The organism is Streptomyces sp. NPDC050625, assembly GCF_040654755.1.
Taxonomy (GTDB): domain Bacteria; phylum Actinomycetota; class Actinomycetes; order Streptomycetales; family Streptomycetaceae; genus Streptomyces.
The window spans coordinates 794,912-819,437 of record NZ_JBFAIQ010000001.1; the positions used below are offsets into that span (position 1 = coordinate 794,912).

The window sequence follows — 24,526 nt, forward strand, 5'->3', positions numbered from 1 at the left end:
GCGTCAGTGCTGGAGCGTGACCTTGGCGGTGGTGGCCTTCCGCTCAAGAGCCTGCTCGGACTGATCCACCACACGGGCGACATCGCCCATGTCGGCCACATCAGCCACACCAGCCACGCCGGCCACAGCCACATCGGCGCCGTCGGGCATGCGAAGCAGAAGCAGAGCCGCGTCGTCATGCAGCCGGCCGCCCACGTGAGCCAGCAGATCGTCGTGGAGTGCGGTCAGCGTACGGACCGGCTCATGGCACACGTGCCGCGCCAGACCCTCGGCGAGCGGATAGAACTCACGGCCGTGGTCGCGGGCCTCGGTGACGCCGTCCGTGTAGAGCAGCAGCTGGTCCCCGTCGGAGAAGGACAGCACCTGGAGGCGGGGGTTCTCACCGCTGAGGGCGCGCAGCCCGAGGGGCGGGGCGGGCTGGGCGGGCTCGACGGCGATGACCTCGGAGCCGCGCACCAGCAGCGGGGGCGCGTGGCCGCAGTTGACCACCTCCAGCCGCCCGGGCTCGGGATATCCGGCGACCACGGCGGTGACGAAGTCGTCCTGACCGAGGTTGCGCGCGAGGCTGCGCTCGATCCGGTCGACGACGGCGAGGAGATCGGGCTCGTCGTAGGCGGCCTCACGGAAGATGCCCAGGACGAGAGCGGCGGTCCCGACGGCCGGCAGTCCCTTGCCGCGTACGTCGCCGACGATGAGCCGTACACCGTGCGGGGTGGGCACCAGGGCGTACAGATCGCCGCCGATACGGGCCTCCGCGGCGGCCGCGCTGTAGCGGACGGCCACCTGGAACGGGCCGACGGCCGCCGGTACGGGCTGCAGGAGCGCGTGCTGGGCGGCCTCCGCAACGGAGCGGACGGCCGCGAGCACCAGCTCCCGGCGCCGGCGCAACGCGCTGGCCAGGGCGCTCGCCAGGGTGACGGCCACCAGGGCGGCCAGTACGATCGCCAGCTCATGGCTCTGCGCACGGTCACGGATGCCGAGGGCCGTACCCAGCCCCGTGGCCAGCAGGCCCACGCACAGGACCCCGCGGGGCCCGTTCGTGGTGGCGGCCAGCGCGGGCCCGGCCGCGAGCAGCGGTACCCAGGTCAGCCCCGCGCCGTAGACGAGGTCGACGGACACGACGGCGGAGACGATCAGCACGGGCAGGAGCGGCAGCAGGGCAGTGGCCGACTGCTCGGCGGTCCGCCCCCGGACCGACAGCGCGGGACCGGCCGCACGGCCCAGGAGGGGCCACGTCCGCCGGCGTTCGCCACCATGGTGTCGCCTCTGGCTCATGATCGGTCCGCAGTCCTCATCTGTACGAGGGCGATGTTCGCCCGGAATGTCCTTTCGATCCAGATAAAGGGTTGGACCGGGGTCGCCACAAGCGGCGGATTTTCAGATAGTGAGCGACAGGCTCCTGGTCACGCGGCTCGCGGTCGGGATCAACAGGGCCCTGGCCTTCTCCAGCCGGGAGAGCTGGTCCGCCCGCAGCGAGACGCCGAGCGAGCCGAGGGTGTCCCCACTGTAGACGGGCACCGCGACGCACACCGTGCCGAGCGAGTACTCCTCCAGGTCCGTGACCGCCGGTGCCAGGGGCGCGTCGTCGATCCGCCGGAGCAGCTCCGGGCGGTCGGTGATCGTCCGAGGGGTGAGATCGGCCAGCGAGTGACGGGACAGGTAATCCATGCGGGAGTCCTCGTCCATCTCCCGCAGCACGGACTTGCCCAGCGCGGTGGCATGCCCGGCGTCCTCGAACCCCACCCACAGGTCGACCCGCGGCGCACGCGGCCCGTCGACGATCTCGGCGACCCGGATCTCGCCCTCCTCGTAGAAGGTGAGGTAGGCGGCGGCCGAGAGCTCGTCGCGCAGCGTGGCGAGGGTCGGCCGGACTCGGCTGAGCAGCGCCTGCCCGCCACTGGCGTCGGTGAGCACCCGCAACCGGTCCCCGAGCACGAACCCGCCGTCGTCCAGCTTCTGCACATACCCGTCGTGCACCAGTGTGCGCAGCAAGTGATAGGCGGTGGCCAGGGGCAATCCGGTCTCCCGCGCCAACTGCTTGGCCGGTGCCCCGTTCACATGCCCACTCACGGCTTCCAACAGCCGAAACGCCCGCTGCACGGATCCGATGAGCGTGGGCCCCTCACGCGCACCCATGGGACAAGGGTGCGCCGGGCCCGCAGGAGAGGCAAGACAAGCCCACCCGCGGCGGGAAGCACCAACTGTCGATGTGGCTGAACTCCGGGGTGGACCCGCGGGTTGATCGCACTGTCAGTCCCCCCTGTCATCATCCCGCCATGCTGTACGACGCCTTGGTGGCCGAATCCCGCAGGAACGACTCGCTCGACGACGTGAGGTGCGCGGCGCTGCACCGCGTCCGTTGGCTCGTCGACCTACTGGAACGGCAGCGGACCGAGTTCCGGCTAGCCATACACGAGGACCACCGGCGATACGAGGCGGCGGGCGCGGCGACCCGGGCCGAGATCGACAGGCGGCTCGCGGCCTGCGCGGACGAGGAGGGCAGGGCCGCGGTCCTGTGCCTCATGCTGGCCGCCTGCTTCGACGACACGAGCCTGTGGCAGTACGACACCGAGATCGGGGCCCTGATCGCGCGGGTACGTGGCTGGACACCCGACGAGGTCGCGGTGATGCTGCTCCGCGCCACCGAGTACGACATGGGCCACTGGTTCGCCGGTGAGCTGGGGCTGGTGCTGAACGCCGCCGAGCAGCTCGACGCCGACGGCCGCCGCGCGGTCATGCCCTGGCTGCGGCACGCACACACGGAGCTCATGGACACCGCCGTCGGGGCGAGCTCGCACGCATCGCTCGCCCAGCGCCTGCGCGCGCTGCTCGCGAGCGTGGACGAGGCATGCATCCCCGAGGGACTGATCCCCGCCGACGCTCCCTGGGCCGTCCCGCTGAGCGACCGCGCGAAGACCTCTCCGACACCGGAACTGGCCTGCTTCGTACGGCACTTGGCGAGCCTGAACGGACCGCGTCCCACGCAGAGGTGGCGGCGTACGTGCCTCGAACTCGTGGACACGGCATCGGCGCGGGACCTCGTGGCCGACGTCCTGCGGGCGCTGGCCGAGGACGATCCGCTGTGCAGCAGGAGAAGCGGTGCGCACACCGGCTGGATCGGAGGTGGTTACCACTACCACTACGTCGTCCACCAGAACGACGGGGACCTGGCGCGCGGTGTCGTCTGGGCGGCCGCGCTGACCGGTGGCCCGGCCGCGGTGCGGCACCTCGGCGCGCTCGCTCTGCGGACCGGCGGCCCCCGAAGCGACGTGACGGAGGACCTCAAGCTGGCGGGCGCGGCGATCAACGCGCTGGCCGAGACCGGCGATCCGGCCTCTCTGGAGGCCCTGTGGCGGTTGCGCTCCCGGATCAAGCACCGGGCTCTGCGCAAGCAGCTCGACACCGCGCTGGTGAGGGCAGCCGGGAAGCAGGGCATCACGGCGGACCAGCTCATCGAGCGCAGCGTGCCGGACCACGGCCTGACGCCGGACGGCTCGCTGGAACGGGAGCTGGGCGGACACCGGGTACGGGTGGCGATCGAGGAAGCGGCGACCGTGCGGCTCACCTTCACGCGCCCCGACGGGAGGACGTCGCGCACAGCCCCGGCGGCGGTGAAGGACGGCTTCCCGGACGAGCTCCAGGAGTTGAGGACCCTGGCCAAGGAGGTGCGGGGGACACTGTCGGCCGAGCGGGCCCGCGTCGAGGCGCTGATGTCGGCCGGGCGCGAGTGGCCGTACGACGAGTGGTGCCGCCACTACCGCGACCATCCGGTCATCGGGACTCTCGTCCGCGGCCTGATATGGGAGTTCCAGGACACGGACGGCGAGTGGCGTGCGGTGGCACCGACGGCCGAGCCGCCCGGCGAGCCCGAGCGCGTCCGGTTGTGGCATCCGATCCGGGCGTCGACGAACGACATCAGGGCATGGCGGGAGCGGATCGTCGCCGAGCGGCTGCGGCAGCCGTTCAAACAGGCCTTCCGGGAGATCTACCTGCTCACCCCGGCGGAGGAGGAGACCGGCGTCTACTCCAACCGGTTCGCCGCCCACATCGTCCACTACCCGCAGCTCTACGCGCTGTTCAAGGAACGCGGCTGGCAGGCCAACTTCCTCGGCCGGTACGACGGCGGCTACGACGGCGAGGCCCGGGCCGAGTTCGGCGGCGGCGAGTGGCGGGCCTGTTTCCACCACGAGCCCGCCGCGGACGACGCCGGCGGCTACGCGCCCGAGCACGCAGCGACGGACCAGGTCCGCTTCGAGCGGCGGGACGGCCGGCGCTGGCGGGAGGCTCCCCTCGCCGACGTGCCTCCACTGGTGTTCAGCGAGGCGATGCGCGACGTCGACCTCTTCGTCGGCGTGACCTCGATCGCCGCCGACCCCGACTGGACCGACCGCGGCGAGGACCGCTACGCCGCGTACTGGCGCACGGCCACGTTCGGCGCCCTGACGGCGAGCGCCGAGATCCGCCGCGAGGCCCTGGAACGAATCCTCCCGCGCCTGAAGATCGCCGCCCGGTGCACACTCGACGGCCGCTTCCTGCTGGTCCGAGGGGACCTGCGCACGTACAAGATCCACCTGGGCTCGGCCAACATCCTGATGGAACCGGACGACGCCTACCTCTGCATCGTCCCGGAGCGACGCGCGGCGAACGGCAAGGTATTCCTCCCGTTCGAGGACGACCGTCTCTCCTTGATCCTCAGCAAGGCGTTCCTGCTGGCCGCCGACACGCACATCACCGACGAGTCCATTCTCAAGCAGATCAAGCGAGGTGCCTGATGGCCACCGTGACGTTCCGGGACGAGACCGCGACGGGCAAGCCGCTCACCGAGTGGGAGGTCGCCGGCCAGCCCGAACGGATGACCGTACGGGAGCTGATCAGACTCCGGGTCCGCGAGGAGGCCGCCCGGCACAACGCCCGCCCGACCAACCACTTCAACGGCCTAGTCCGCCCCGACGACGCCGAAACAGAGCTGAACGGCTACCGACTCCACGAACCCCGCCGCATCGACTGGCAGCGCCAGGCGGACATCGCCGAGCGCGCTTTCCTGTCCAACGGGTTCTTCATCCTGGCCGGCGACCGCCAGGTCGAGGACCTGGACGAAGTCGTGGACCTCACCACCGATCCAGACCTGGTCTTCATCAAGCTGGTCGCCCTGGTCGGTGGCTGAGAGACCGGACCTTGTAGAACCAGTGCCCTACTGGCGCAAGCCGTGCGTGACCTACCAGTTCACGCACACAGCATTCGTCGAGTGCGGAGCCCAGAGCCGGTCATACCCGCTTCAGGTGCTGAGTGAGGTGTTGGAACGTGATCCAGCTCTGGGAGTCGTTTCCGTCTCCGAGCGGGTAATGGAGGGCGGGTTCGGCCGTCTGGCCGAGTCGGGTGGGAGTGGGGCCGAGCGGCGGGTGTTCGGCTCGGCTGCGGCCAATGCTCCTGATCTCGTCCTGGCCGAGAGTGAGCGCGACGGGGATGGGCGGCGCTTCGAGGTGTGGAGGAACCGTGAGGTCGCGGCGGGCTGTGCGGAGTGAGGTGAGCAGGGTGGCGAGGCCGTGCTCGCCGGAGAGGGCTGCGGCGAGTGGCTCGATCGCGTCCAGGGGTGGGGATTCGTCCTCGCCGTAGCCGAGGGCGAGGGTGATGTCCTCCTCGACTCCTGCCGGGGTCCTCAGGATGCGCATGGTGGCAAGTGCGGGGCGGTCGGGGTGGCCGACGGCGGTCAGCCAGGTGGGCTGCGGTGCGCGGGCGCGGGCGAGGTCGGTCAACTCCCTCGTCGACCAGGGGAGCTCGGCAGTGCTCCAGCCGGCCGGCGGGGCGTCGGTGAGGTGTTGGAAGGCGGTTTCCAGGGCGCGGCCGAGGACGAGGTCTGCGTCGGCGGGGTGGCGGGTGCGCAGGGCGAGCAGGAGTTGGCGCTCTCCCGAGTCCTCGACGGCTTTGAATGCCTCGGCCGGCTGGGCGGTGCCGTTCTCGTCGCCTACGGGGGTGAAGGTGCCGTTCTTCCAGTGGAGTACGGCGCCGGACAGACCGTCGTAGTAGCCGTGTTCGGGGTGCTGGACGACCCAGCGGTTGGGCAGGCCGTGCAGGGCGGTGCGGGTGGGGAGGGTGAGGCGTGTGGTGGACGGGGTGACGATCTGCAGTGCGCGGTCGGCGGTGGTCGCGGTGCGCAGGGCGTCGGTGAGCCAGCTGGTCAGGGGGACCAGGGGGCGGTCCTGGATGACCACGGCCGTGGAGGTGGTCAGGACGTCCACGGCGGGAGCGGCGGTGGCGGGGACCGGGACGGCGGAGACGTCGGTGGTGAGGGGGACGACGTCGGTGGAGGCGGCTTCCGGCGGCCAGACCGTGCCGCCGAGGACGGTGGCCAGTCGTCCGGCGAAGGAGCCCGCGAGCCGTCCGGCCTCGGCGACCGCGGTGGAGGCGCGGGCCTCGGTCCACCACACGGGCCCGTCCGGGGCGGCGCAGCCCAGCAGGCGGGTGGCCTCGCCGGGAACCTGGACCAGGATCGGCGCCTCCACGGAGACCAGGGGGCGGCCGTCGGGGGCGCAGAGTTGTACGACGGCGCCGTCGGCCGTGGTGTTCACACCGAGGTCCGGGCCCCCGGCGTAAAGGCCGGCCAGGAGCGTGTTCAGGTCCGGCATCTTCGGGGTGAGGGCGATGACGTCCTTGGTCACTCTTGCGGGGCCTCTTCTGCGGTCAGAGCGGTCTGGATGAGCTGGTGGGGGCGTCCGCGGCGGACGAGGGTGCCGCGGCCGGGCGGTTGCCTGCCGGCGTACAGACCGGGGAAGAGCTGCCCTTCGGTGCGGTCGCCGGTCATGACCAGGGCCGCCGTGCCCGTCTCGCGCAGGGTGGTCAGCAGCGGGTCGTACAGGGCGCGGGAGGCTCCGGCGGTGCGGCGGGCGATGACGAAGTGCAGGCCGATGTCCTGGGCGGAGGAGATGTACGGCAGGAAAGGCGTGAGCGGCTGCTGTCCGGCCGTGGTGAGGATGTCGTAGTCGTCGATGAGGATGACGATGCGGGGGCCTTGGAAGGAGGGCTCGGTTCCGGTGCTGTCCGGGTCGGCGGTTTCGGGCAGGCGTTTGTCCAGCTCGGTGGCGATGCCGGTGGACAGGGCGGCGGCGAGTTTGGCGTTGTGGGCGTAGCCGCCGCGGTACGGCTCGGGGATGACGCCACGCAGGCCGCGGCGCGGGTCGAAGACGCCGAAGACGAGTTCTTTGTCCGTGTGGCGCTCGACGAGCTGGGTTGCGATCAGATTGAGCAGGTTGGTCTTGCCGCACTCGTTGTCGCCGAGGACCAGTAGGTGCTGGTCGGCGCCGAACAGGTCGAGCAGGACCGGTGCGAGGGCGTCCTGGTCGACGCCGAGGGGGATCTTTGTCGCTTCGGCGGTGGGGGAGGGGAGATGGGCGGCGGGCAGCCGGGTGGGCAGTACCCGTACGGGCGGGGCGAGTTCGCCGTGCCAGGAGGCGCGGATGGTGCGGGCGGTACGTTCGAGGGTCGGACCCAGCTCGTCCGTGGCCGCACGGCTGTCGATGCGGGGCACCGCCACCTGCGCGAACAGTTTGCCGTCGGTCAGTGCTCGGCCGGACACGTCGGGGGCGAGGGTCTCGGAGAGCTTGCGGTCGATCGACGAGTCCGCCGGGTCGTTCAGGCGCAGCTCGATGCGTGTGCCGAACATGGACTGGGAGGCGATGCGCACGTCGTTCCAGCGGAGCATGCCGGCCACGACGTGGATGCCGTAGCCGCCGCCGCGTTTGAGGAGGTCGGCGACCGTGTCGTCGAGGTCGGCGAACTCATCGCGCAGGGTGCCGAATCCGTCGATGAGCAGGACGATGTCGGTGGCGGCGAGCTGGGGCAGCTGTTTCTTGGCTCTGAGGTGGCGCAGTTGGTCGACGGAGTCGATGCCCAGCTCGCGGAAGAGTTCCTCGCGCTCGGCCAGCATCGTGCGCATCTCGGCGACGGTGCGGGCGGCCCGCTCGTGGTCGGCGCGTGTGGCGATGTCGCCGACGTGCGGGAGCCCGGACAGGGCGGACAGGCCCCCGCCGACCAGGTCGAGGCCGTATACGGCGACGTCGTACGGCGTGTGGGTGAGGGCCAGGGCGAGGGTGAGCGTGCGCAGCAGGGTGGTCTTGCCGGACTGCGGGCCGCCGATGACCGCGACGTGACCACCGGCGACGGTGAGGTCCAGCAGCCAGGGCTGCTGCCACTGCCGGGCCGGGTCGTCGAGGACGCCCAGCGGGACCCGCATGAGGCCGTCGCCGTGCGTGAGGCGCAGGCCTTCGGGACCGGCCCGCAGCGGACCGGCCGCCGTGTCCAGGGTGACGGCGTCCGGCAGCGGGGGCAGCCAGATGCGCCGTACCGGTGGTGCTGCCGTGGCGAGCTGGTCGACCATGACGGACAGGACGGTCGGGCCACTCTCGCGCCGGGTGGCTGCGGCTACCTCTCGCGTCTCTGTCTCCTCCTGGGGCGTGGTGTACGTCGGGTAGGGCCAGGCCAGCGGTGCGTCGTCCGCCTGCTCGTGCAGGGTCGGGCCGTGGTAGGCGCCGGAGACGTAACCTGCCTTGAAACGCTCGTAGGTGGAGGTGTCGACCTTGAGGTAGCCGAAGCCGGGCAGTGGCGGCAGATGGAAGGCGTCGGTGGTGTCGAGGACGGTGCGGGACTCGTCGGCGGAGAAGGTCCGCAGGCCGAGACGGTAGGAGAGGTAGGTGTCCAGGCCCTTCAGCTTGCCGCCCTCGATGCGCTGGCTGGACAGCAGCAGATGGACGCCGATGGAGCGGCCGATGCGTCCGATGGACAGGAACAGGTCGATGAAGTCCGGTTTGGCGGAGATCAGTTCGCCGAACTCGTCGATGACGACGAACAGGTGCGGCAGGGGCTCCAGATCAGGGCGTTCGGTGGCGCGCAGGTGGGTGTAGTGGCCGATGTCGGCGACATTCCCCGCGTCCTTCAGGACCTGCTGACGGCGTTTGACCTCGCCGGTGAGGCTGGTGTGGACGCGTTCGACGAGGCCTGCCTGGTTCTCCAGGTTGGTGATCACCCCGGCGACGTGGGGGAGTTGGGCGAACGGGGCGAAGGTGGCGCCGCCCTTGTAGTCGACCAGGACCAGGGCGAGGTCCTCGGGGGAGTGGGTGGTGGCGAGCGCGAGGACGAGGGTGCGCAGCAGTTCGCTCTTGCCGGAGCCGGTAGCCCCCACGCAGAGCCCGTGCGGGCCCATCCCGAGCTGTGAGGACTCCTTCAGGTCCAGCAGCGCGGGCTCATGCCGGTCGGTCAGGCCGATGGGCACGCGCAGGAAGTCGCGATCGCCGCGCGGGGCCCACAGCCGGGCGAGGTCGAGGGCGGCGGGGGCGTCGATGCCGAGCAGAGTGGGGAAATCCACCGGCCCGGAGACCGGGGCCCCTTCGGCGGCCGACTCGGCGGACAGGCGCAGCGGGGCCAGCATGCGGGCGATGCCCTCGGCCCCGGGGCCGGTCACGGCGTCGGACGTGCCGTGCGCTGCGAGGGTGCCGGGTGTGCGCAGGTCTTCGACGGTGATCCGGTCACTGTCGACGGTGATGCGCACGCTCACCTCGTCGGGTTCGTGCACCTGCTGCTCCAGGAGGTGCAGCACGGTCACGCCGGTCTCCGGCAGGCCGACGGCCGAGTCCGGGCGCGGGAGTTCGGCCGCGGTCTCGCCGTACGTGTCGCTGACGACCAGGAGCCTGGCGGTCAGTCGCAGCGCGTCCGGGCCGGCCAGCCCCCGCCGCACCTCGGCGGCGTACGCGGCGCGCTGCCGCAGGTCCGACGCGCACAGCCGAGCCAGCCGAGCCAGGTCGGGCGCGATCCGGCGGGCGGCGACCCGGCCCTCGTAGGACTGCGGGTCGAGGATGTGCGGCAGCCACTTGACCCACTCCCACGTGGACTCCTCGACGGTGGCGAGGGCGAGGGCCACGTCGTCCGGCGCGTGCGTCACGGCCGTCTGCAGCAGCAGCGCCCGGGCGACACGCAGAACTCCCTCCCGATCGCCCACGACGCTGACGTTCCCGGCACGGTCCAGCGGCACCGTGAGCGGGAAGTCCGAGGCCGTGCCGAATCGGCCCTGCAGGGAACGGGCCTCGTTGAGCATGAAGGGATCCGGCGGGGTCAGGACACCGCCGGTGCTGTTCTGGCCGACGGCCAGCTCCTGCAGGGGGATGTCGCCGGTGCCCGCCCGCACCCGCAGGAAGTCGGCGTCCTGACGGCGGCGCTCCCACAGCCGGGCAGGGTCGCGCACGATGTCGTACAGCGCCTCCGGCGGCGGATCGAGGCGCCGGGCCAGGCGCCGGTGCTCCCGTTCGGCGCGGCCCAGCTCCTCGCGCAGCTGCTCCAGATACTCCAGGTACCGCTCGCGCTGGACGCGCCGGGTGCGCTGGGCCTTGCCCCGCTGTGACAGGAACAGCGCCACCGCCCCCAGCAGGGCAACGACCAGCACGAGCGCGCCCAGCGCGGCGAACTGGGTGTTGCGGATGATGGTCATCATCACGACGGAGCTGATGACACCCGCCATCGGCAGCAGCGCGGTGGCCGCGTTGCCGACCTTTCCTTCGGGGAGGTTCGGGGGAGCCTCGATGGTGCGGGGCGGTGCGGGCGCGAGAGGGCGGGTGCTGCGGGCCGGACGATGGACCAGTTGCCGAGTCATCGCACCCTCACTGCCCGGTGCATCGCCTCGGCGGCCAGGCGGACGGCCGCAGTGCGGGTGTCCTTGCCCAGCATCGCGGTGTGAATGGTGCCTCCTTGGGCGAGGTGGCGGTCATAGGGGAGCAGCACCACGGGCACGCCGGGTTCGCGCAGGTGCGCGGCCGCGGCCTTCGGATCGAGCGTGGTGTCGGGCGAGTTGGCGCTGAGGGCGACCACGGTCGACGCCAGGGCGGAGTGCGGCAACTGGGCCAGCCAGTCGAGGACCTGGCGGGTGCCGTTCACACCCTCGGCGGTCATCGGCGCGACCACCACGCGGGCGTGGGCGGTGTCCATCGCCGTACGAGCCACGTCGCCGGGCAGGGTCTCGCAGTCCACCACGGTCACCGCGAAGTACCGGCGCAGGGCGAGCGTCACCGTACGGTACGTGCGCACGTCCAGCGGGGCGCCCACGCGGCCCTGTCCGGCGGGCAGCAGCCATCCGCCGTCGGACACCGGAACCAAGTAGCCGGTGATGTCTGTGAGTTGCATGGCGGGCGTGAGGATCCGGGCCAGGTCGCCGCACGACCAGCGAACCGACTCCGCGCCCATCCGCACCGGCAGGGTGCCCAGGGCGGTGTCCGCTTCCAGGGTGAGGACCGGGTCGTGGCGGTAGTGGTTGAAGGTGCGGCCCAGCAGCGCGGATACCGTGGATTTGCCTACGCCGCCGCGGATCGACGTCACCGCGACGACGCGGCCGGTGGTGACCGGTAGCTGCACTTCCTGCGCGAGGCGCGTCTGCTCGGCGACCTCCTGCCCGGCCGACGCGGCGAGCCTGCGCAGCGACCGGCCGGTGCGGCGCGCGACCGAGTCGCCGTGCTGCGGGCGGCCCAACGCGATGGCGAGCCGTGGGTCGACCGTGGGCACGGACTCGGGGGCCGGAGCGGCGACGCGGGGATCGTGGGACTGCCGGGGTACCGGAGGGGCGGCGGGAATCGATTCGGGGGCCTCGTCCGGCGCGGCCCCACCTGGTATCGCTTCAGCGGTCCCACCTGGTATCGCTTCGGACGCAGCCGGACGCGAAGGCAACGGCGTGCCGTCCTGGGCACCGTCGGCCAGCTCGCGCAACACGTCCTGCTGCCAGTCCCCTCCCTGAGCCATGGTGATCCCCACGTCCTTGGCCTCCGCGTGCTTACGCGAAGGTGCCCAGCAGCCGCCCGTACACCCCGAACACGCCGATGACCAGCGGGAACAGCGCGATCACGGCGACGGACTCCAGAACGTCGCCGACACGCCGCAGCCGCACCCGCACATGCTCGGCCGGCTCCACGGCCAGCACGACGAGAGGCACGACCGCCAGCAGCGCGAGCACAGCAACGGGACCCAAGGCAGCGGCATGCCCGAGCCACACCACGACCAGTCGCACGGTGACGACCGCCGCGGCGAGCAGCAGCGCCACGACCTCGGCGGTGAGCGGAAAGGCGCGTGCCCGCAGCGCCAGCACCACCGCGACAGCCGCGCCCGACAGCACCGTCCACACGGACACCGAGTGCAGTACAAGCACACCGGCCGCGGCCGCGGAGCCGGCGAGCACGATCGTCGCGAGCGCCAGCCCACGGTGCGTGGCCGCGAGCGCGGTGGTGACGTCGTACCGGCTCACCGACACCCCGCCCGTACGGCGGTCGTCCAACCCGGTCAGCCCCGACGCCATCAACGCCAGCCGCGGCAACACCCCCAGCAGGACGAGCGAGGTGACGGCCAGCAGCGCACCGACCCGAGCCTGTGCTACGCCGTTCCCCGCACCGTCCTGCAGGGCGACCACGGCCTCCCACAGCACAAGAAACCCGCCGAGCGCCCCAGCCCCGATCAGTGCCCCACGCCCGAGCGGAGTGCACCACCCGGCAAGCACCAGTCCGACAACCGCGGCGGCCACGACGCCCGCCAGCCGAGCCGCGCCGGACCAGCCGAAGGCATCCGCTGCCGTCCAGGCCCCCAACGCGCCCAGCGCACCCGCCGTGACGATCAGCGTGGCGGCCAACCCGCGCTGCCGCACCCGAGCGCACAGCACGCCGGCGATGGCGCACGCGCCCGCCACGGCCACCAGCCCCCCGGCAACCGCCGACAGAGCGAACCCGCCCCGGGCCAGCACACCGGCGGCCAGCGCCCAGAACACGGTGCTCAGTCCGGCGACCGGCCGACGCACCGCAGGCCGCCACCGCCACACCCGCACGTCGAGATCGTCGGCGACCTCATCGGTGACGTCGTGCACGACGGGAGCCGACGGTGCGTCCTCCGCGCGCACCAGCCGCAGCACGGCCCCGTCGGAAACCCCGGCGGACTCCAGCGTGCCGTCGTGCGCCAGCGCCGAGCCGTCCGCGGTCACGAGGTGCCGCAACTGCGGCCGCGCCCCCACCTGGTCGTCCAGCAGTCGCATGATCTCCGGCAGCAGAATCGCGACCGGTTCCCGCGAGGGCAGTACGAGGTCGACCCGGCGCCGTTCGCCGACCAGGGTGACGCGGCTGAGTGCCGTACGACTACCGGTCGTGGAACGACTCGAGGACCCCGTGGCTATCACGTGTTCGAACCTATCACCGGGTAGAAGAGGCATCGGAGGCCGAAGACGACGGCGTCACGGACGGTTGGGACGACGGCGACACGGAAGTGCCGTACGGGCTTTTCCCGATGACCCGGTGCGACACGAAAGACCACCCCACGCATCCGGCACACAGCACCGCTGCGATCACCACCCCGGCGAACGTCTTCCCGACCCGTTCGTCCAGTGACCGCCGCTGCCGCTTTGCACCGAAGAGCAGAGCGTCGCGCAGCCGACGGCGGCGGACGGACACCGACTCGAGGAGTTGGTTGTCGTAGTCCTGGGCTGTCACGGTCTTCGATCACCTGTCTCGACGGGAACGGACTTCGTCATGTGTGGCTCAGGTGGGGAACTCATCAAGTGCGAGGAGAGGACAGTGATGTCCGGAGGCATGTGCTGCTTATCCTCAACGCGCATGGCGAACGTGATGCCCCCACCCCCCGGCTCGCGCCTGCCCCGAGGTTCCAGCCAGTGCCGATCAGGAGATCCGGAGACGTCGGCATTCCAGTCACTCGCGACCGGACAGGTCCTGCACGTACTCCAGCGAAGCAGCCTCTCTCAGCGAACCAGGCACGACCAATCCGGATTGGGCATCATCGCTGGGCAAGGCTGACAGTTCCCGCAGTGCCTGGGACGGAGTGGCGCCTCGCTCCCTCGCTTCGCTCAGCCGGGCCAGCCACGTAAGGGCGGCGTCGAGCGCTGCATCGCCAGCTGGTGTGTACGGTTCGTATCCTGAAGCGCGTTCATCGATCGTCGCCCACAAGAAGCCGATGACACGCCCTCCGAGGCCCACCTCCGCGAACCTGACTCGAGAGTCGGGATCCGGCTCACCCAACGGCGCCCCCTTCGACGGAAGGTGTGCCCGAAGCGCCTCCGTCCGGCGCGGTACCTCAAACATGTACCAAGAGTCCAGCAGATCCGAGTCTTCGTCCGGAAGGTCCTCGAATCCACAATCGGTTGGAATGCCATATAGAGTTGGATCGCCTGGGATTGTTTCCGCTTCAGTCAGACGCGTCAGCCCAGAAAGCACCGTGCTGAGCCGTGGGGCGTTCTCTGCCTGGACATCAGACTGCTTGTGACCACGCAGGTCGTGGGACATCCAAGCATCAGAGAAGGTGCGGAGGGTTACTGTTCCGGCACCGCTGGCCCACGCGTCGACCGAGATCACGAAGAGTTTCTCGACTCGGTGTGCTTTGCCGCCATGCAGGCAGGTGCCAGGCACCGAGAGGTCGACGGTCACCTCCTTGGCCTCCTCAAGGCGGTCCAAGGAGGGCAATGTTCCGAGTAGTTCCCTCCCATTCCGGTTTCCGGGTGACTCGACACCGACTCCCTTCAGGCTGTGAAGAGCGGAGCCCCCCTCGCCGCTGACAATGAGGTCGGCTCGAGCCGCGCCGTCGGCCACGCCTGCGGACTGCAGCACCAGCCACGAGTCGAGTGCGTCCTGCAGGCAGGATGTCACCAGGTCTGTCGCGGCAAGCTGCCGCTTCGTCTCCCAGGACCAGAGGCCAACTGGAGTCGTCGTAATCAAAGAACACCTCGCGGATCAACCTTGGACCCCGGCGGAATCACAACCGTTCCGTCGTCGAGTCGCAGCACGAACAGGATGCCACGCCCCTTTTCGCTCTTGAACGGGTGCTCGCCGTGATGCACCTGCAGGAGCTCGTCGAAAATCCCTCGAGCCTCCCATTCAGAGATGGTGCCCTGCCCATCCACGAGCATGATCTTGTTGTCGGCCACCGACTTCGACAACTGGCCCAGATTATCCGCCTTCGTGATCGAATCGAAGGGATTCTTGGGGTTGTTGAGGCGTTTCATCTGGTAACCGTAGGTGCGGCCGGCGTCGTCCGTTACCTTTACGTCGATGTCCGCCTTGATCGAAGGGTTCTTGATTTCGAACGCTATATCATGTACGCCGCTCTGGTGGAACTGCTCGGCAAGGCGGATCTGATCCACGGCGCTCGGGAAGTGGCTTTGTATGCCAGATCCCAGCATGGCCACCACGTCTTTGTAACCGGGCATCTGCGAGAGGTGACCGGAGCTGATGATATCGGCGATTTCCCGTCCAGAGGGGTCCTCGCTCAGCCTGCTCACGATCTTCTCTACGACCTTCGGCTTGATGGTGTTCCTGGGAATACCCTTGATTCCTTCTCGAAGCCGCCGCTCAGCCTCACCCCCCAACTCCAGGGGGCCGGCGTCGATTGATCCATGGCTCCCACCGGACTCGTGGTCGCTGTGAGTACCTTCAGGATCGCTCGCCTCCCCCCAGTCCGCCGTCGTGTCCGTGTGGCCTGTATCCCCGTGGCCGCCACCAGACGTATGGGTGTCACCCGATTCAAGCCCGTGATGGGCGCCTTCAGAATCGGATCCGCGCCCCGCTGAATGGCCTGAAGCTGCGGGGTGGTGAGGGGAGGGAGTGCCGCCCTCGCCGCCCGCTGCCATCTCCTGCCCGGTGGATCGCGGCACGCCTGCGTCCTCCGAGCCGAGCCGGGCTGTCGCTTCGGGGGTGCGAGAGCCGGCACCCGCTCCGACGAGATCACCATCACGGGCTGGAACAGCCCCTGCGCCGCGGTCATCGGCGGACAGTTCCCGGGGCGGGATGTCGCTGAGGGGCCTGTCTGAGTTGTCGAGCCGAATGAATTTGCCGTCCTCGACGAGGAGTTTGGAACCGTCGGAGAGTTCCAGCACGCTGTGCGGTACGCGCACGTCGGGGATGTTGTTCATGCCGCGCAGGTTCGCGGTGACCTCGGCGATCTTGGGTATGGCGTGTCCCGTGACCTTGACCGTGGCGTTGATCGGGTCGATGGCATCTCCGACCTTCGCCACTGTGGCGGCCGCCTTGGCGGCGGTGCCTGCCCGGCCTGCGGAGGCGGCCTTGAGGGGGCCGGCCCCCAGGGTGAGGGCGTTGAAGAGGACGGTGGCCGAGGCGCGGGCCGGGTTTTCCTTCCACTTGTCCCAGGCGACAAAGGATTTGGCGAACTCCTTCGCGTACACCTTGCTGCCCTGGGCGAAGTCGGAGGCGAAGACACCCGTCGGCTTCTGGCCGCCGGACTCCATGAGGTAGGTCTCGGCCCCGACCACCACGCGCACCAGGCCGGTCCAGGAGTCCTTGAAATCCTGCGAGCCATTGGCGCCGACCAGGGAGGACAGGCCGTCGACGGTGCCCCAGACGTTGTCGACGAGCAGCCCGTCCCAGACGAAGCTCTTGAAGTAGTAGTTGAAGTCGTGCGGGTCCCACCAGTTGTGGGACTGGCTCTCCGGCGTGCCCCAGGGCAGTTCCTTGGCCTGGTCCAGCATCTCGGCGCTGTAGCCGTAGAGTTCCGCGCCGCGCGGGATGAACTGGGTGTCGCCGGTGTGCATCACGTACTGGGTGCCGCCGACCAGCGACGTGATCTTGTTGCTGCAGGCGATCTCGGCCGCCGCGAACGCATGCTGCGCGACGTTCACCTCATGCATCAGGGCATGGTGCTCATCGACCTTGTCCGGATCATGGTTCCAGTTCTCGTCGAACGTGCCGCTGTCGGTCCTCAGCCCCGCGACGAAGGCGGCTGCCCGGCTGTGCAGGGCTTCGAGGCGCTTGGCGATGGGCGCGACCTCGGCGGCGTAGGTGGACAGCGCGTCTGCGACCGTTGCGACCTTGTCGGCGAACGTGTCGGCGGCATCCCGCGCCGGTGCGGTGGAGGCGAACAGTTCCTCCGCCTCAGGGGCCTGGTAGAAGGCCGACAGACCCTGGAACTGCCGGTGTGCGGCGTCACCGCCCTGGCGGATGCCGTCCGCCTCGTGCCGCAGAGCCTGCACGTGATGCTCCAGCTGCCCCAGATTCCCGGTGAACAGCGGAATGGACTCCGGTTTGATCACGGGCGATCCGCCTTCCAGCCGACCGACCCCGACCTCCACCCGGCCGGCATGTCCGGCTCGACCACGCCGCCCGCCCGGTGCTGCGCCTCGGCCGCCATCTCCAGGTCGCCGTCCTGGTAGGCCAAGGTGGCCTCGACCGCGCCGTTGACCGACTTGCCGACCCGCACACCGATGAACTTCAGCTCGTCCGCCGTACCTTCGACGAACTCGGCAAGTGCGGCGGCGACCAGCCCGCCCTGCCCCTTGTGCTCCCCGCTCGCCCCACCCGGAGCAAGTGTCCCGGCCGAGGTGGCCGCACCTTCCACATCATCGGAGTAAGCGTCGACGATGTCGTTCAGGACGCTCATGACTTCTCCGACATGGGAGATCACGGAGCCGACCCCGGACGGCGTGATGTCCCACCCGCTCATATCCAACCCCCCGTGAGATACCGCTTGTTACTCGGCAGCCGTCTGAACGGCCTTGGTCTCAGCCGATGTTGTCGACAGCCGCCCGCGCCTTGGCCAGCGTCGACTGCGCGGTCCCGTCGTTCTGCTCCAGCGTCGTGCGGACCAGGCGGATGATCTCCCGGACCTCGCTCGCGGCGCGGTGCCAGCGGACCTCCTTGCCGTGGTACTCGTCGGCCACGCCGTCCGCCGTGAAGTCGGCCATCGCGGCCTTCACCGCGCGGTCGCGGTCGGTCAGGACGCTTTCCAACTGGCCGATGACGGCCGCCAGGCTCAGCTGCACATCGGCGGAGGCGCCGGTGTCGTAGGAGCGGCGGTCCTGGTTCTGGCCCATGGTCGAGTTCCCCCTCGAAAACAGAAAAACGGTGCCGGTGAAGACAGCGGTTTCGGCGGATGCGGCTGCTACCGCGCGCCGAAACGGGCCGCGTCGAAGTTCGCCGCACCCATGTTGTGGTGCGCGTTGTCCCCCAACTCCACATCACCGCTGCCGAACGCGGTGTCCATGCCGGACTGGCCGCCCAGAATCGCGTTGAGCGAGCTGTTCAGGTCGTTCGTGATCTCGTCGGCATGCGCCTTGAACGTGTCGAACGCGGCCTTACCTGCTCCGTTGAACTTCCCTTCCAACGGCTCCGCAGCCTGGATCAGCCACTTGATCAGCGTGCCCAGGTCCTCGACCGAGCCGACGGTGCTCTTGCCGAGCTCCGACAAGGTCGTAGAGCCCATGTCGAACTTCATCAACCCACCCCCGTAAGCGTGTTGTGTGCTGCGACTGCTCAATCGCCCCTGTGTCACGGTGAGTCTCACAGAGCCCGCAGCGCATCGAACATCCTCTCGCATGCTGCGTTGCAGACGCAACGCGAAAGCGGCTGGATTGGCGTGATCTGGTTCATGGGGCGAGGGACTTGCCGGGGATCAGGTAGTCAGGAGTCGACTCAAGCCGCTTTGAAGGCCCAGACAGGAAGTCAGTGAAGCCTTGCACCGGCTTCGGTCTGCTCTGCTTGACGGCCCTGCGGAGCTACTCCACCAGCAGGTTCTACGGTCTCAGTGTGCTGCCACCTCTGAGGCAGCTCGCCGGTTGGCCGCAGGTTCGAGCGCTGGGCGGGGCACTCGGAGCATGGGGGCGGGCGGCACCGCTGGTCGTTGGCTGCCAGTTGGTCGTTCAAACCGTGGCGCAGCTGAACCGGTAGGGCGTCGGCACGTAACCGCGGGTTCGAGTTCCTCGCGGGGTACATGGACGGGAGAACAGAGTCACGCTCGCCGGACCGCGAACCAGCGGCTCTTCTGGACTCGATGCTCGATCAGCTCAAACTGGGACAGAAGCAGGGGCAGGGCTGGGCAGGCCGTGCCAGACGATGCGGACGCAGGTCACCGGCGCCCGTGGCGGCGACGAACACTGGGGACCGTGCCCGGTGTGCCTCGATGATGAACCCGCGAGATGGGTCCGCGTTGGATTCGAGGTCGAATTACAGGACTTTTGGGCCCGCACCTCCTGGCAGCCCTAGGCTCATGGCCTGTCAAGTGCCAACCCTGGGGCAGGCGGGAACCATGGACAGTCTCACGGAGGCCAACCTCGGGGCGCTGGCCGGTGCCCGTTCTTTCGAGCGTGCGCTCGGATACCTGGATGCGGTGTCCGGAGTCGAGGTCGGTGACGGCTGGATCACCGCCACCGTTCACGGCACGGAACGGTACGAGGTTGAGCTGACCCTGGACGGGCCCGGAGGGCTGGCCGGCACATGCGACTGCCCATATGGTCTGGAGGGCAATTTCTGCAAGCACCTGGTCGCCCTGGGCCTGAGGGTGCTCGCCCAGCGGGATAGCCTGCCGCAGCAGCGGAAAGCGGCGCGTGACCGCGCCCAGGAGCTGTCTGCGTGGCTGTCAGGTCTCTCCAAGGAGGAACTGCTTGCTCTCCTGAAGGACCAGATCGCCGGGGACCCGCAACTGCGTCGCCGCTTGGAACTGCGGGCGGCCGGCGCCCGTGGGGATCTGGTCGGGATCCGGACCCTCGTTCGCGAACTCCTCGACATCGGCCCTTTCGCGCAGTACGGGTACGTCGAGTACACCGATGCCCGCGCCTACGCCGACCAGGCCGGGCAGGCGGTGTCCGCGATCGGCGCCCTGACCGGCTCGGGCCGGGCCGCAGATGCGATCACCCTGGCGCGGGAGGCGATGCGGCTGCTGGCCGAGGCGGTGGAGAGCGTCGACGACTCGGACGGCCGACTCGGGCAGATCGGCGCAGACCTCGCCGACGCCCACCTCGATGCGTGCCGTGCGGTGCGCCCCGACCCCGAGGAGCTCGCGCGCTGGCTGGTCGGCCATGCGCTCGGTGACATCGACGACGGCGGCCTGACCGACATCGATCCGCTCGACTATGAGGACGTCCTCGGCCAAGAGGGAATGGCCGTCCTGCGGAAGTCGGCGGTCGAGGCGTGGCGGGGCAACCGTCGAGGCTGGGCGGAGAAGTACCTGATGGAGCGTCTGGCCAAGGCCGGAGGCGATGTCGACACGGTGATCGCCGTGCACGCGGCCGACCTCGCGCCGAACGGCCACACGCACCTGGTCATCGCCCGCGAGCTGGACAACGCCCAGCGCTCCGAGGAGGCACTGGGCTGGGCGGAACGCGGCATCCGGGAAACCCGGGACCTCGCCGCCGTCGACACCGCCCTCGTCGACTACGTCTGCGACCGCTACGCGCGGGCGTACCGTCTGTCGGATGCCGTCGCCGTGCGCCGCGACCACTTCGGTGCCCGGCACTCCCTGCTCGCCTACCAGCAGTTGAGGGCCGCCGCGCAGGCCGCCGACTGCTGGCCGACGGAGCGCGAGAGGGCGCTGGACCTGCTGCGCGCCGACGCGGGGCGGCAGCGACAAGGCTGGTACGGCGGCCCGGTCCTGATCGACGCCCTGCTCGACGACGAGGACGTCGAGGCCGCGTGGCAGGCCGCCACCCAGACCGGAGCCCATGACGGGCAGTGGCTCATCCTCGCCGACCAGGCATGTGCCGACCGTCCCGCCGACGCGCTCGGCGTCTACCTGCACCTGGCCGAGCCGCTGCTCAAGCAGACCGGCAACGCGGTCTACGAGAAGCTCGTCGGCCTCCTGCTGAGCATCCGGGACTGCCACCGCCGCCTGGGCACGCCGGACGAGTTCACCGCGTATGTCACGGCCCTGCGCGCGGCCCAGAGACGCAGGCGGAACCTGATGCGCCTCATGGACGAACACGCCCTGTGAGGCGCGACGGCATCTCGGGGACTCCTGGACCAGAGCTCTCTTGCCGGTCGGTGGCGACTTGTGCCCGGCGCGCGGCCGGAGGCCCGGCGGGCCGAGGGCATTCCGCCGGTGACGCGTGTTCGTACCTGGCCCCCTGCCCTCGCAGACGGCGGCTTCGGCGACGTCCGCCGACCTGGCGGACGTGAGGAGGAGTCTTCTGGGAAATCTTCCGGAAGACGCAGAATCCCAGGTCCACGACTTGGGGCCGCCGTGCTGCACGGCTTGTGGTCACTGCAGGTCGTGGTCCGGCTTTGAGGACGTTCGGCCGGTCAGGGCCTGCTGCCCGGTGCTCTGGGCGAAACCGCTCAGCTCCTCGAGGCTCCAGCTGAGCCGACCGCTGCGCAGATCGCCGGTGACGCCGCGGATCCAGTCCAGTTCTGCGGCGGTCATGGCGCGCAGATACTCCCCTTCGAGCATGGTCACCCGCGGCAGGCCGTGGACATCCGACTCCTCCGCCAAGGACTTGTCGTGCGCGTCAAGGGTCTGCGCGAGAGCCTCGGCGCGCTGTTCCAGTACGTCGAGGGCCTCCTCCGGGGCGAGCATGAGGACGAAGGACAGCGCGGCGGGGAACTGCGGGAACTCCTGCTTCGGCGCACCCAGCATCTCGTTGAGCCAGACGCGCATGGTCGAGCGTCCCGCGTCGGTCAGCTCGTACACCGTCCGCTCGGGGTACTGCTGGTCGCGGCCGGTCTCCCGGACCGTGACCAGGCCCGTCGTGAGCAGCCGGTCGATCGTCCGGTAGAGACTCGCGCGCTGGCCGACGTTGACGACCTGGTCCTTCCCCCACTGCTTGATCAGTCTCTGGATTCCGTACGGGTGCAGTGGCTGGAAATGCAGCAGGGCCAGCACGGTCAGGGCCAGCGGGGAGCTGCGGGAGGGGGTGCTCATGCCTCGCATACTACCTACGGCGAAACTAGTTGACTCAGAACTAGTTGCACTGCAACTATCGACCCGACAGTGGAGCAGGGACCACGAACGGACGGAGACCACGGAGATGACCACCACCCGCACTGAGGCGACCGTCGCCACCGAGCGCATTCACGCCGACCACGCCGTGGTCAAGCGGCTGGGCAACTGGACCCGCGCCGGAGACATCCAGGTGCGCACCCGCCGGGGGCTGGCCGTGCTCGACCTGCGCTCGCCGGACCTGCCCGACGACATCGAGCTGCGCGTGGAACTCGAGCGCGCCACGATCAAGCTGCTGGTGCCGGACGACGCCGTCGTCGAGCACTGGGACCTGCGCTGGAGGGCCCGCGGCAAGGTCAAGGACGCGCAGGGCCGGACCGCGGAGGAACCGGCCCTCGCCGGCGCCCGGCGGATCCGTCTGACCGGAGTCGCAACCGACAGCGAGGTTCGCGTGCACCGCGGCGGCATCGCGGTCCTCAGCGCCATGTGCTCCCGCGCCTACCTCCAGGACCTACGGCTTGCCCACCGGACCGGCGGTCACCCGACCGTCGACGACCCGACGCGTTCGCACGGCCACTGAACATCCGGCCCAGGTACGGGAAAGGGACAGACCCATGAGCGCGATCAAGACGGCGGCCGTCATCGGAGGCGGCATAGCCGGCCCGGTAACGGCCCTCGCACTGCTCAGGGCGGGCATCGAGGCGACCGTCTACGAGGCCTACGAGAACACCGCGGACGGCATCGGCGGCATGCTGATGGTCGCCCCCAACGGGCTCAGCGCCCTGGAAGTCGTCGGTGTGGACCAGGGCTTGGCGGGGCAGCCGATTCACCGTATGGCCATGACCGACGGGCAGGGCCGACGGATGGGCGAGTTCGGCGGGCTGACGGGCCTGCCGCCCAGCCAGGTGATGTGGCGTGCCGACCTGTACCGGACGGTGCGCGAGCGGGCCGCCGCGGCGGGCGTACGGACCGTGTACGGCAAGCGGCTGACCGGGGTCGAGGAAACCCCGGCGGGCGTCACCGCCGAGTTCACCGACGGGACCCAGGTGACCGCGGACGTCCTGATCGGGGCCGACGGCATCCGGTCGACGGTCCGGCAGCTGATCGACCCGGCAGCGCCCGGCCCCCGGTACGCCGGCCTGCTCGGCTTCGGCGCGTACTCGACGGCGGAGGTCCGTCAGGCGCGGCCGGACACCATGTACTTCGCTTTCGGCGAGCACGCGTTCCTCGGCTACTGGCCAGTGCCCGGATCGGGCACCGCCTGGTTCGCCAACCTGCCGTACGACGAGCCGCTCAGCGCGGAGCAGGCCCGTGCGACACCGCCGGCCGCATGGATGCGGATCCTGCGGGAGAAGTTCGCCGGGGACGTGCCCGGCCGCGACCTGCTCCGGGGCACGGGCGACGACGAACTGCTCACGTTCGGAGGGTTGGAGACGTTGCCTTCGGTGCCGAAGTGGTACCGGGGACGGATGGTCCTGGTCGGCGACGCGGCCCACGCGCCGTCCTCCAGTTCGGGACAGGGCGCGTCCCTCGCGATGGAGAGCGCGGTGCAACTGGCGCGGTGTCTGCGGGACATCCCCGACGTGCGCGCGGCCTTCGCGACGTACGAGCAGCTGAGGCGGGACCGGGTGGAAAAGGTCGCGGCCCAGGCCGCGAGGACCAACAGCCAGAAGTCGATGGGCCCGGTCGCGACGAGGATCACGGCCCTGCTGATGCCGCTGGCGACGCGGACGTTCCTGAAGCCGGAGAAGATGTTCGGCTGGACGCACCGGTACCGGATCGACTGGGACGCGCCCGTGGTGCCGGCCTGATGCGCAGGCGACATCCGACATGCAGCAGTTCGCTCTTGCACGAGCCGGTTGCACCGACGCACAGCCCGTGCGGGCCCATGCCGAGTTCGGAGGGCTCCTTCAGGTCGAGCAGCGCCGGCAGGTGCCGGTCGTCCAGGCATCGCTCAGCAGATCTTCCGGATCGCCGGACGCTGCTGCCTCTGCACGCGACCAGTCCACGATCAGTATCTCTATCGCCACCCCCATCACACCGGCGTACGGCGTGGACGCGGATCTACGACGGCCAGACGACTGTGCTGTCAGGTACAACCAGTGGCTCGGGCCGACGCTCTTCGTGAAACCGGATCCATCCTGGGCCAACGCTGCCGTCGGAGTCTCGGTGCCGCTCGCGGGCCCTGGCCGCGAGCCGACTGAGGAGTTCACCAGTGCGATCGAAATCATCCGGATGGATTTCCTGCCGGCTGGTCAACGCCCAGACATCAGGCTCCGTGTCCTGTCGATGCAGCAGTACCGAGACAAGTGCTACGACTACGCAGCAGCCGTCCTCTGGAACGCGCACGCGGGGGCCCTCTGGTGTGTGGCAGGAAGCTCGTCTCCTCGCGCTACCGCCGGCCGTAGCGGCCTCGCCGCTCGCGTGCCGTCCGTACGACCTTCGGCACTCGGCCCTCTCGACATGGCTGAACGCGGGCGTTGATCCCACGGAGGCGGTCGAACGGGCCGGCAACAGTGTCGAGGTCCTGCTGACCCGCTACGCGAAGTGTCTCGACGGGCGTCAGGAGGTTGCCAACCGACGTATCGAGGACCTGTTCCGCGAGTACGAGTGACAGCGAGTTTCGCCAGCGTGGCAGCGGGCCGACCTGACTACAGGGCCGAAACACCCCGAGGTGTTACGGCCCCTTACGTCGTCGGCACTGTCGGGGCTTCAGCAGCCGGGGGTGAGACTGGCCTCTCTCGTGATCCGACCTCCATCAAATGCTGACAATCAGAACAAACCTCACTCTGTGCGTCCGCCCCTCGTGTTGGGTTTGCCGGGATGCGGAAGCCGGCTCCTCTCACAGACTGCC

Annotated in this window: 18 protein-coding genes and 1 pseudogene; 6 read left to right on the plus strand and 13 right to left on the minus strand. The window is 69.8% G+C overall.

All coding sequences use genetic code 11. The features are described 5' to 3' along the window. Positions 1-3: 3 nt before the first annotated feature. Both AB0I54_RS03690 and AB0I54_RS03695 read right to left on the minus strand, forming a co-directional pair. Positions 4-1,275, minus strand: a complete 1,272-nt coding sequence (locus AB0I54_RS03690) for a PP2C family protein-serine/threonine phosphatase (protein ID WP_363294209.1) — start codon at positions 1,273-1,275, stop codon at positions 4-6. A gap of 102 nt (positions 1,276-1,377) precedes the next feature. Continuing rightward, entirely contained in the window at positions 1,378-2,136 is a 759-nt protein-coding gene (locus AB0I54_RS03695) for an IclR family transcriptional regulator C-terminal domain-containing protein (RefSeq protein WP_363294210.1), read from the minus strand. Positions 2,137-2,276: 140 nt separating this feature from the next. On the opposite strand from AB0I54_RS03695, the gene AB0I54_RS03700 reads away from it, so the two are divergent. Further along, a complete protein-coding gene (locus AB0I54_RS03700) occupies positions 2,277-4,772 on the plus strand; it encodes a DUF4132 domain-containing protein (RefSeq protein WP_363294211.1) in 2,496 nt (831 codons plus the stop codon). Beyond that, positions 4,772-5,164 carry a hypothetical protein gene (locus AB0I54_RS03705; RefSeq protein WP_363294212.1) on the plus strand — a complete coding sequence of 131 codons (393 nt, stop codon included), beginning with the start codon at positions 4,772-4,774 and terminating at the stop codon, positions 5,162-5,164. Before AB0I54_RS03700 ends, AB0I54_RS03705 begins: the two co-directional genes overlap by 1 nt. A 100-nt stretch (positions 5,165-5,264) precedes the next feature. Here AB0I54_RS03705 and AB0I54_RS03710 read toward each other — a convergent pair whose 3' ends face one another. From AB0I54_RS03710 to AB0I54_RS03755, 10 genes are all read right to left on the minus strand, one after another. Then, positions 5,265-6,656 carry a DUF6177 family protein gene (locus tag AB0I54_RS03710; protein WP_363294213.1) on the minus strand — a complete coding sequence of 464 codons (1,392 nt, stop codon included), beginning with the start codon at positions 6,654-6,656 and terminating at the stop codon, positions 5,265-5,267. Then, complete coding sequence (gene eccCa, locus AB0I54_RS03715) at positions 6,653-10,633, minus strand: type VII secretion protein EccCa (protein ID WP_363294214.1); 3,981 nt, start codon at positions 10,631-10,633, stop codon at positions 6,653-6,655. Before eccCa ends, AB0I54_RS03710 begins: the two co-directional genes overlap by 4 nt. Continuing rightward, a complete protein-coding gene (locus tag AB0I54_RS03720; RefSeq protein WP_363294215.1) occupies positions 10,630-11,769 on the minus strand; it encodes a hypothetical protein in 1,140 nt (379 codons plus the stop codon). Before AB0I54_RS03720 ends, eccCa begins: the two co-directional genes overlap by 4 nt. Before the next feature lie 31 nt (positions 11,770-11,800). Next, the gene (eccD, locus tag AB0I54_RS03725) at positions 11,801-13,183 is read right to left on the minus strand and encodes a type VII secretion integral membrane protein EccD (RefSeq protein WP_363294216.1); all 1,383 of its coding nucleotides are present in this window, start codon (positions 13,181-13,183) and stop codon (positions 11,801-11,803) included. A gap of 13 nt (positions 13,184-13,196) precedes the next feature. Next, a complete protein-coding gene (locus tag AB0I54_RS03730; protein WP_363294217.1) occupies positions 13,197-13,493 on the minus strand; it encodes a hypothetical protein in 297 nt (98 codons plus the stop codon). 216 nt (positions 13,494-13,709) lie between these two features. Further along, positions 13,710-14,603 carry a hypothetical protein gene (locus tag AB0I54_RS03735; RefSeq protein ID WP_363294218.1) on the minus strand — a complete coding sequence of 298 codons (894 nt, stop codon included), beginning with the start codon at positions 14,601-14,603 and terminating at the stop codon, positions 13,710-13,712. Between the two features lie 122 nt (positions 14,604-14,725). After that, positions 14,726-17,056 (minus strand): hypothetical protein, encoded by a 2,331-nt coding sequence (locus tag AB0I54_RS03740; protein WP_363294219.1) that lies wholly within the window; start codon positions 17,054-17,056, stop codon positions 14,726-14,728. Further along, positions 17,053-17,466: a DUF6507 family protein gene (locus AB0I54_RS03745; RefSeq protein ID WP_363294220.1), complete on the minus strand. Its 414-nt coding sequence runs from the start codon at positions 17,464-17,466 to the stop codon at positions 17,053-17,055. Before AB0I54_RS03745 ends, AB0I54_RS03740 begins: the two co-directional genes overlap by 4 nt. A 58-nt stretch (positions 17,467-17,524) precedes the next feature. Continuing rightward, entirely contained in the window at positions 17,525-17,836 is a 312-nt protein-coding gene (locus tag AB0I54_RS03750) for a pore-forming ESAT-6 family protein (protein WP_363294221.1), read from the minus strand. 68 nt (positions 17,837-17,904) lie between these two features. Then, on the minus strand, positions 17,905-18,237 hold the full coding sequence (locus tag AB0I54_RS03755) for a hypothetical protein (RefSeq protein WP_363294222.1): 333 nt from the start codon (positions 18,235-18,237) through the stop codon (positions 17,905-17,907). A gap of 810 nt (positions 18,238-19,047) precedes the next feature. On the opposite strand from AB0I54_RS03755, the gene AB0I54_RS03760 reads away from it, so the two are divergent. Then, positions 19,048-20,727 carry a hypothetical protein gene (locus AB0I54_RS03760; RefSeq protein ID WP_363294223.1) on the plus strand — a complete coding sequence of 560 codons (1,680 nt, stop codon included), beginning with the start codon at positions 19,048-19,050 and terminating at the stop codon, positions 20,725-20,727. A gap of 267 nt (positions 20,728-20,994) precedes the next feature. Here AB0I54_RS03760 and AB0I54_RS03765 read toward each other — a convergent pair whose 3' ends face one another. Beyond that, the gene (locus AB0I54_RS03765) at positions 20,995-21,654 is read right to left on the minus strand and encodes a PadR family transcriptional regulator (protein ID WP_363294224.1); all 660 of its coding nucleotides are present in this window, start codon (positions 21,652-21,654) and stop codon (positions 20,995-20,997) included. 106 nt (positions 21,655-21,760) lie between these two features. Here AB0I54_RS03765 and AB0I54_RS03770 point away from each other — a divergent pair, with 106 nt between their 5' ends. The 3 genes and pseudogenes from AB0I54_RS03770 to AB0I54_RS03780 form a co-directional block, all read left to right on the plus strand. Continuing rightward, on the plus strand, positions 21,761-22,252 hold the full coding sequence (locus AB0I54_RS03770) for a hypothetical protein (protein ID WP_363294225.1): 492 nt from the start codon (positions 21,761-21,763) through the stop codon (positions 22,250-22,252). Between the two features lie 34 nt (positions 22,253-22,286). Next, the gene (locus tag AB0I54_RS03775; protein WP_363294227.1) at positions 22,287-23,483 is read left to right on the plus strand and encodes an NAD(P)/FAD-dependent oxidoreductase; all 1,197 of its coding nucleotides are present in this window, start codon (positions 22,287-22,289) and stop codon (positions 23,481-23,483) included. A gap of 554 nt (positions 23,484-24,037) precedes the next feature. Beyond that, positions 24,038-24,286 (plus strand): annotated as a pseudogene (locus AB0I54_RS03780) (site-specific integrase); the annotation flags it as partial. Positions 24,287-24,526: the final 240 nt, after the last annotated feature.

Bases quoted from the DNA above. Each gene is read 5' to 3' on its own strand.
- AB0I54_RS03690 (WP_363294209.1), bottom strand. From the start codon at position 1,275: ATGAGCCAGAGGCGACACCATGGTGGCGAACGCCGGCGGACGTGGCCC.
- AB0I54_RS03695 (WP_363294210.1), bottom strand. From the start codon at position 2,136: ATGGGTGCGCGTGAGGGGCCCACGCTCATCGGATCCGTGCAGCGGGCG.
- AB0I54_RS03700 (WP_363294211.1), top strand. From the start codon at position 2,277: ATGCTGTACGACGCCTTGGTGGCCGAATCCCGCAGGAACGACTCGCTC.
- AB0I54_RS03705 (WP_363294212.1), top strand. From the start codon at position 4,772: ATGGCCACCGTGACGTTCCGGGACGAGACCGCGACGGGCAAGCCGCTC.
- eccCa (WP_363294214.1), bottom strand. From the start codon at position 10,633: ATGACTCGGCAACTGGTCCATCGTCCGGCCCGCAGCACCCGCCCTCTC.
- AB0I54_RS03720 (WP_363294215.1), bottom strand. From the start codon at position 11,769: ATGGCTCAGGGAGGGGACTGGCAGCAGGACGTGTTGCGCGAGCTGGCC.
- AB0I54_RS03745 (WP_363294220.1), bottom strand. From the start codon at position 17,466: ATGAGCGGGTGGGACATCACGCCGTCCGGGGTCGGCTCCGTGATCTCC.
- AB0I54_RS03750 (WP_363294221.1), bottom strand. From the start codon at position 17,836: ATGGGCCAGAACCAGGACCGCCGCTCCTACGACACCGGCGCCTCCGCC.
- AB0I54_RS03755 (WP_363294222.1), bottom strand. From the start codon at position 18,237: ATGAAGTTCGACATGGGCTCTACGACCTTGTCGGAGCTCGGCAAGAGC.
- AB0I54_RS03760 (WP_363294223.1), top strand. From the start codon at position 19,048: ATGGACAGTCTCACGGAGGCCAACCTCGGGGCGCTGGCCGGTGCCCGT.
- AB0I54_RS03765 (WP_363294224.1), bottom strand. From the start codon at position 21,654: ATGAGCACCCCCTCCCGCAGCTCCCCGCTGGCCCTGACCGTGCTGGCC.
- AB0I54_RS03770 (WP_363294225.1), top strand. From the start codon at position 21,761: ATGACCACCACCCGCACTGAGGCGACCGTCGCCACCGAGCGCATTCAC.
- AB0I54_RS03775 (WP_363294227.1), top strand. From the start codon at position 22,287: ATGAGCGCGATCAAGACGGCGGCCGTCATCGGAGGCGGCATAGCCGGC.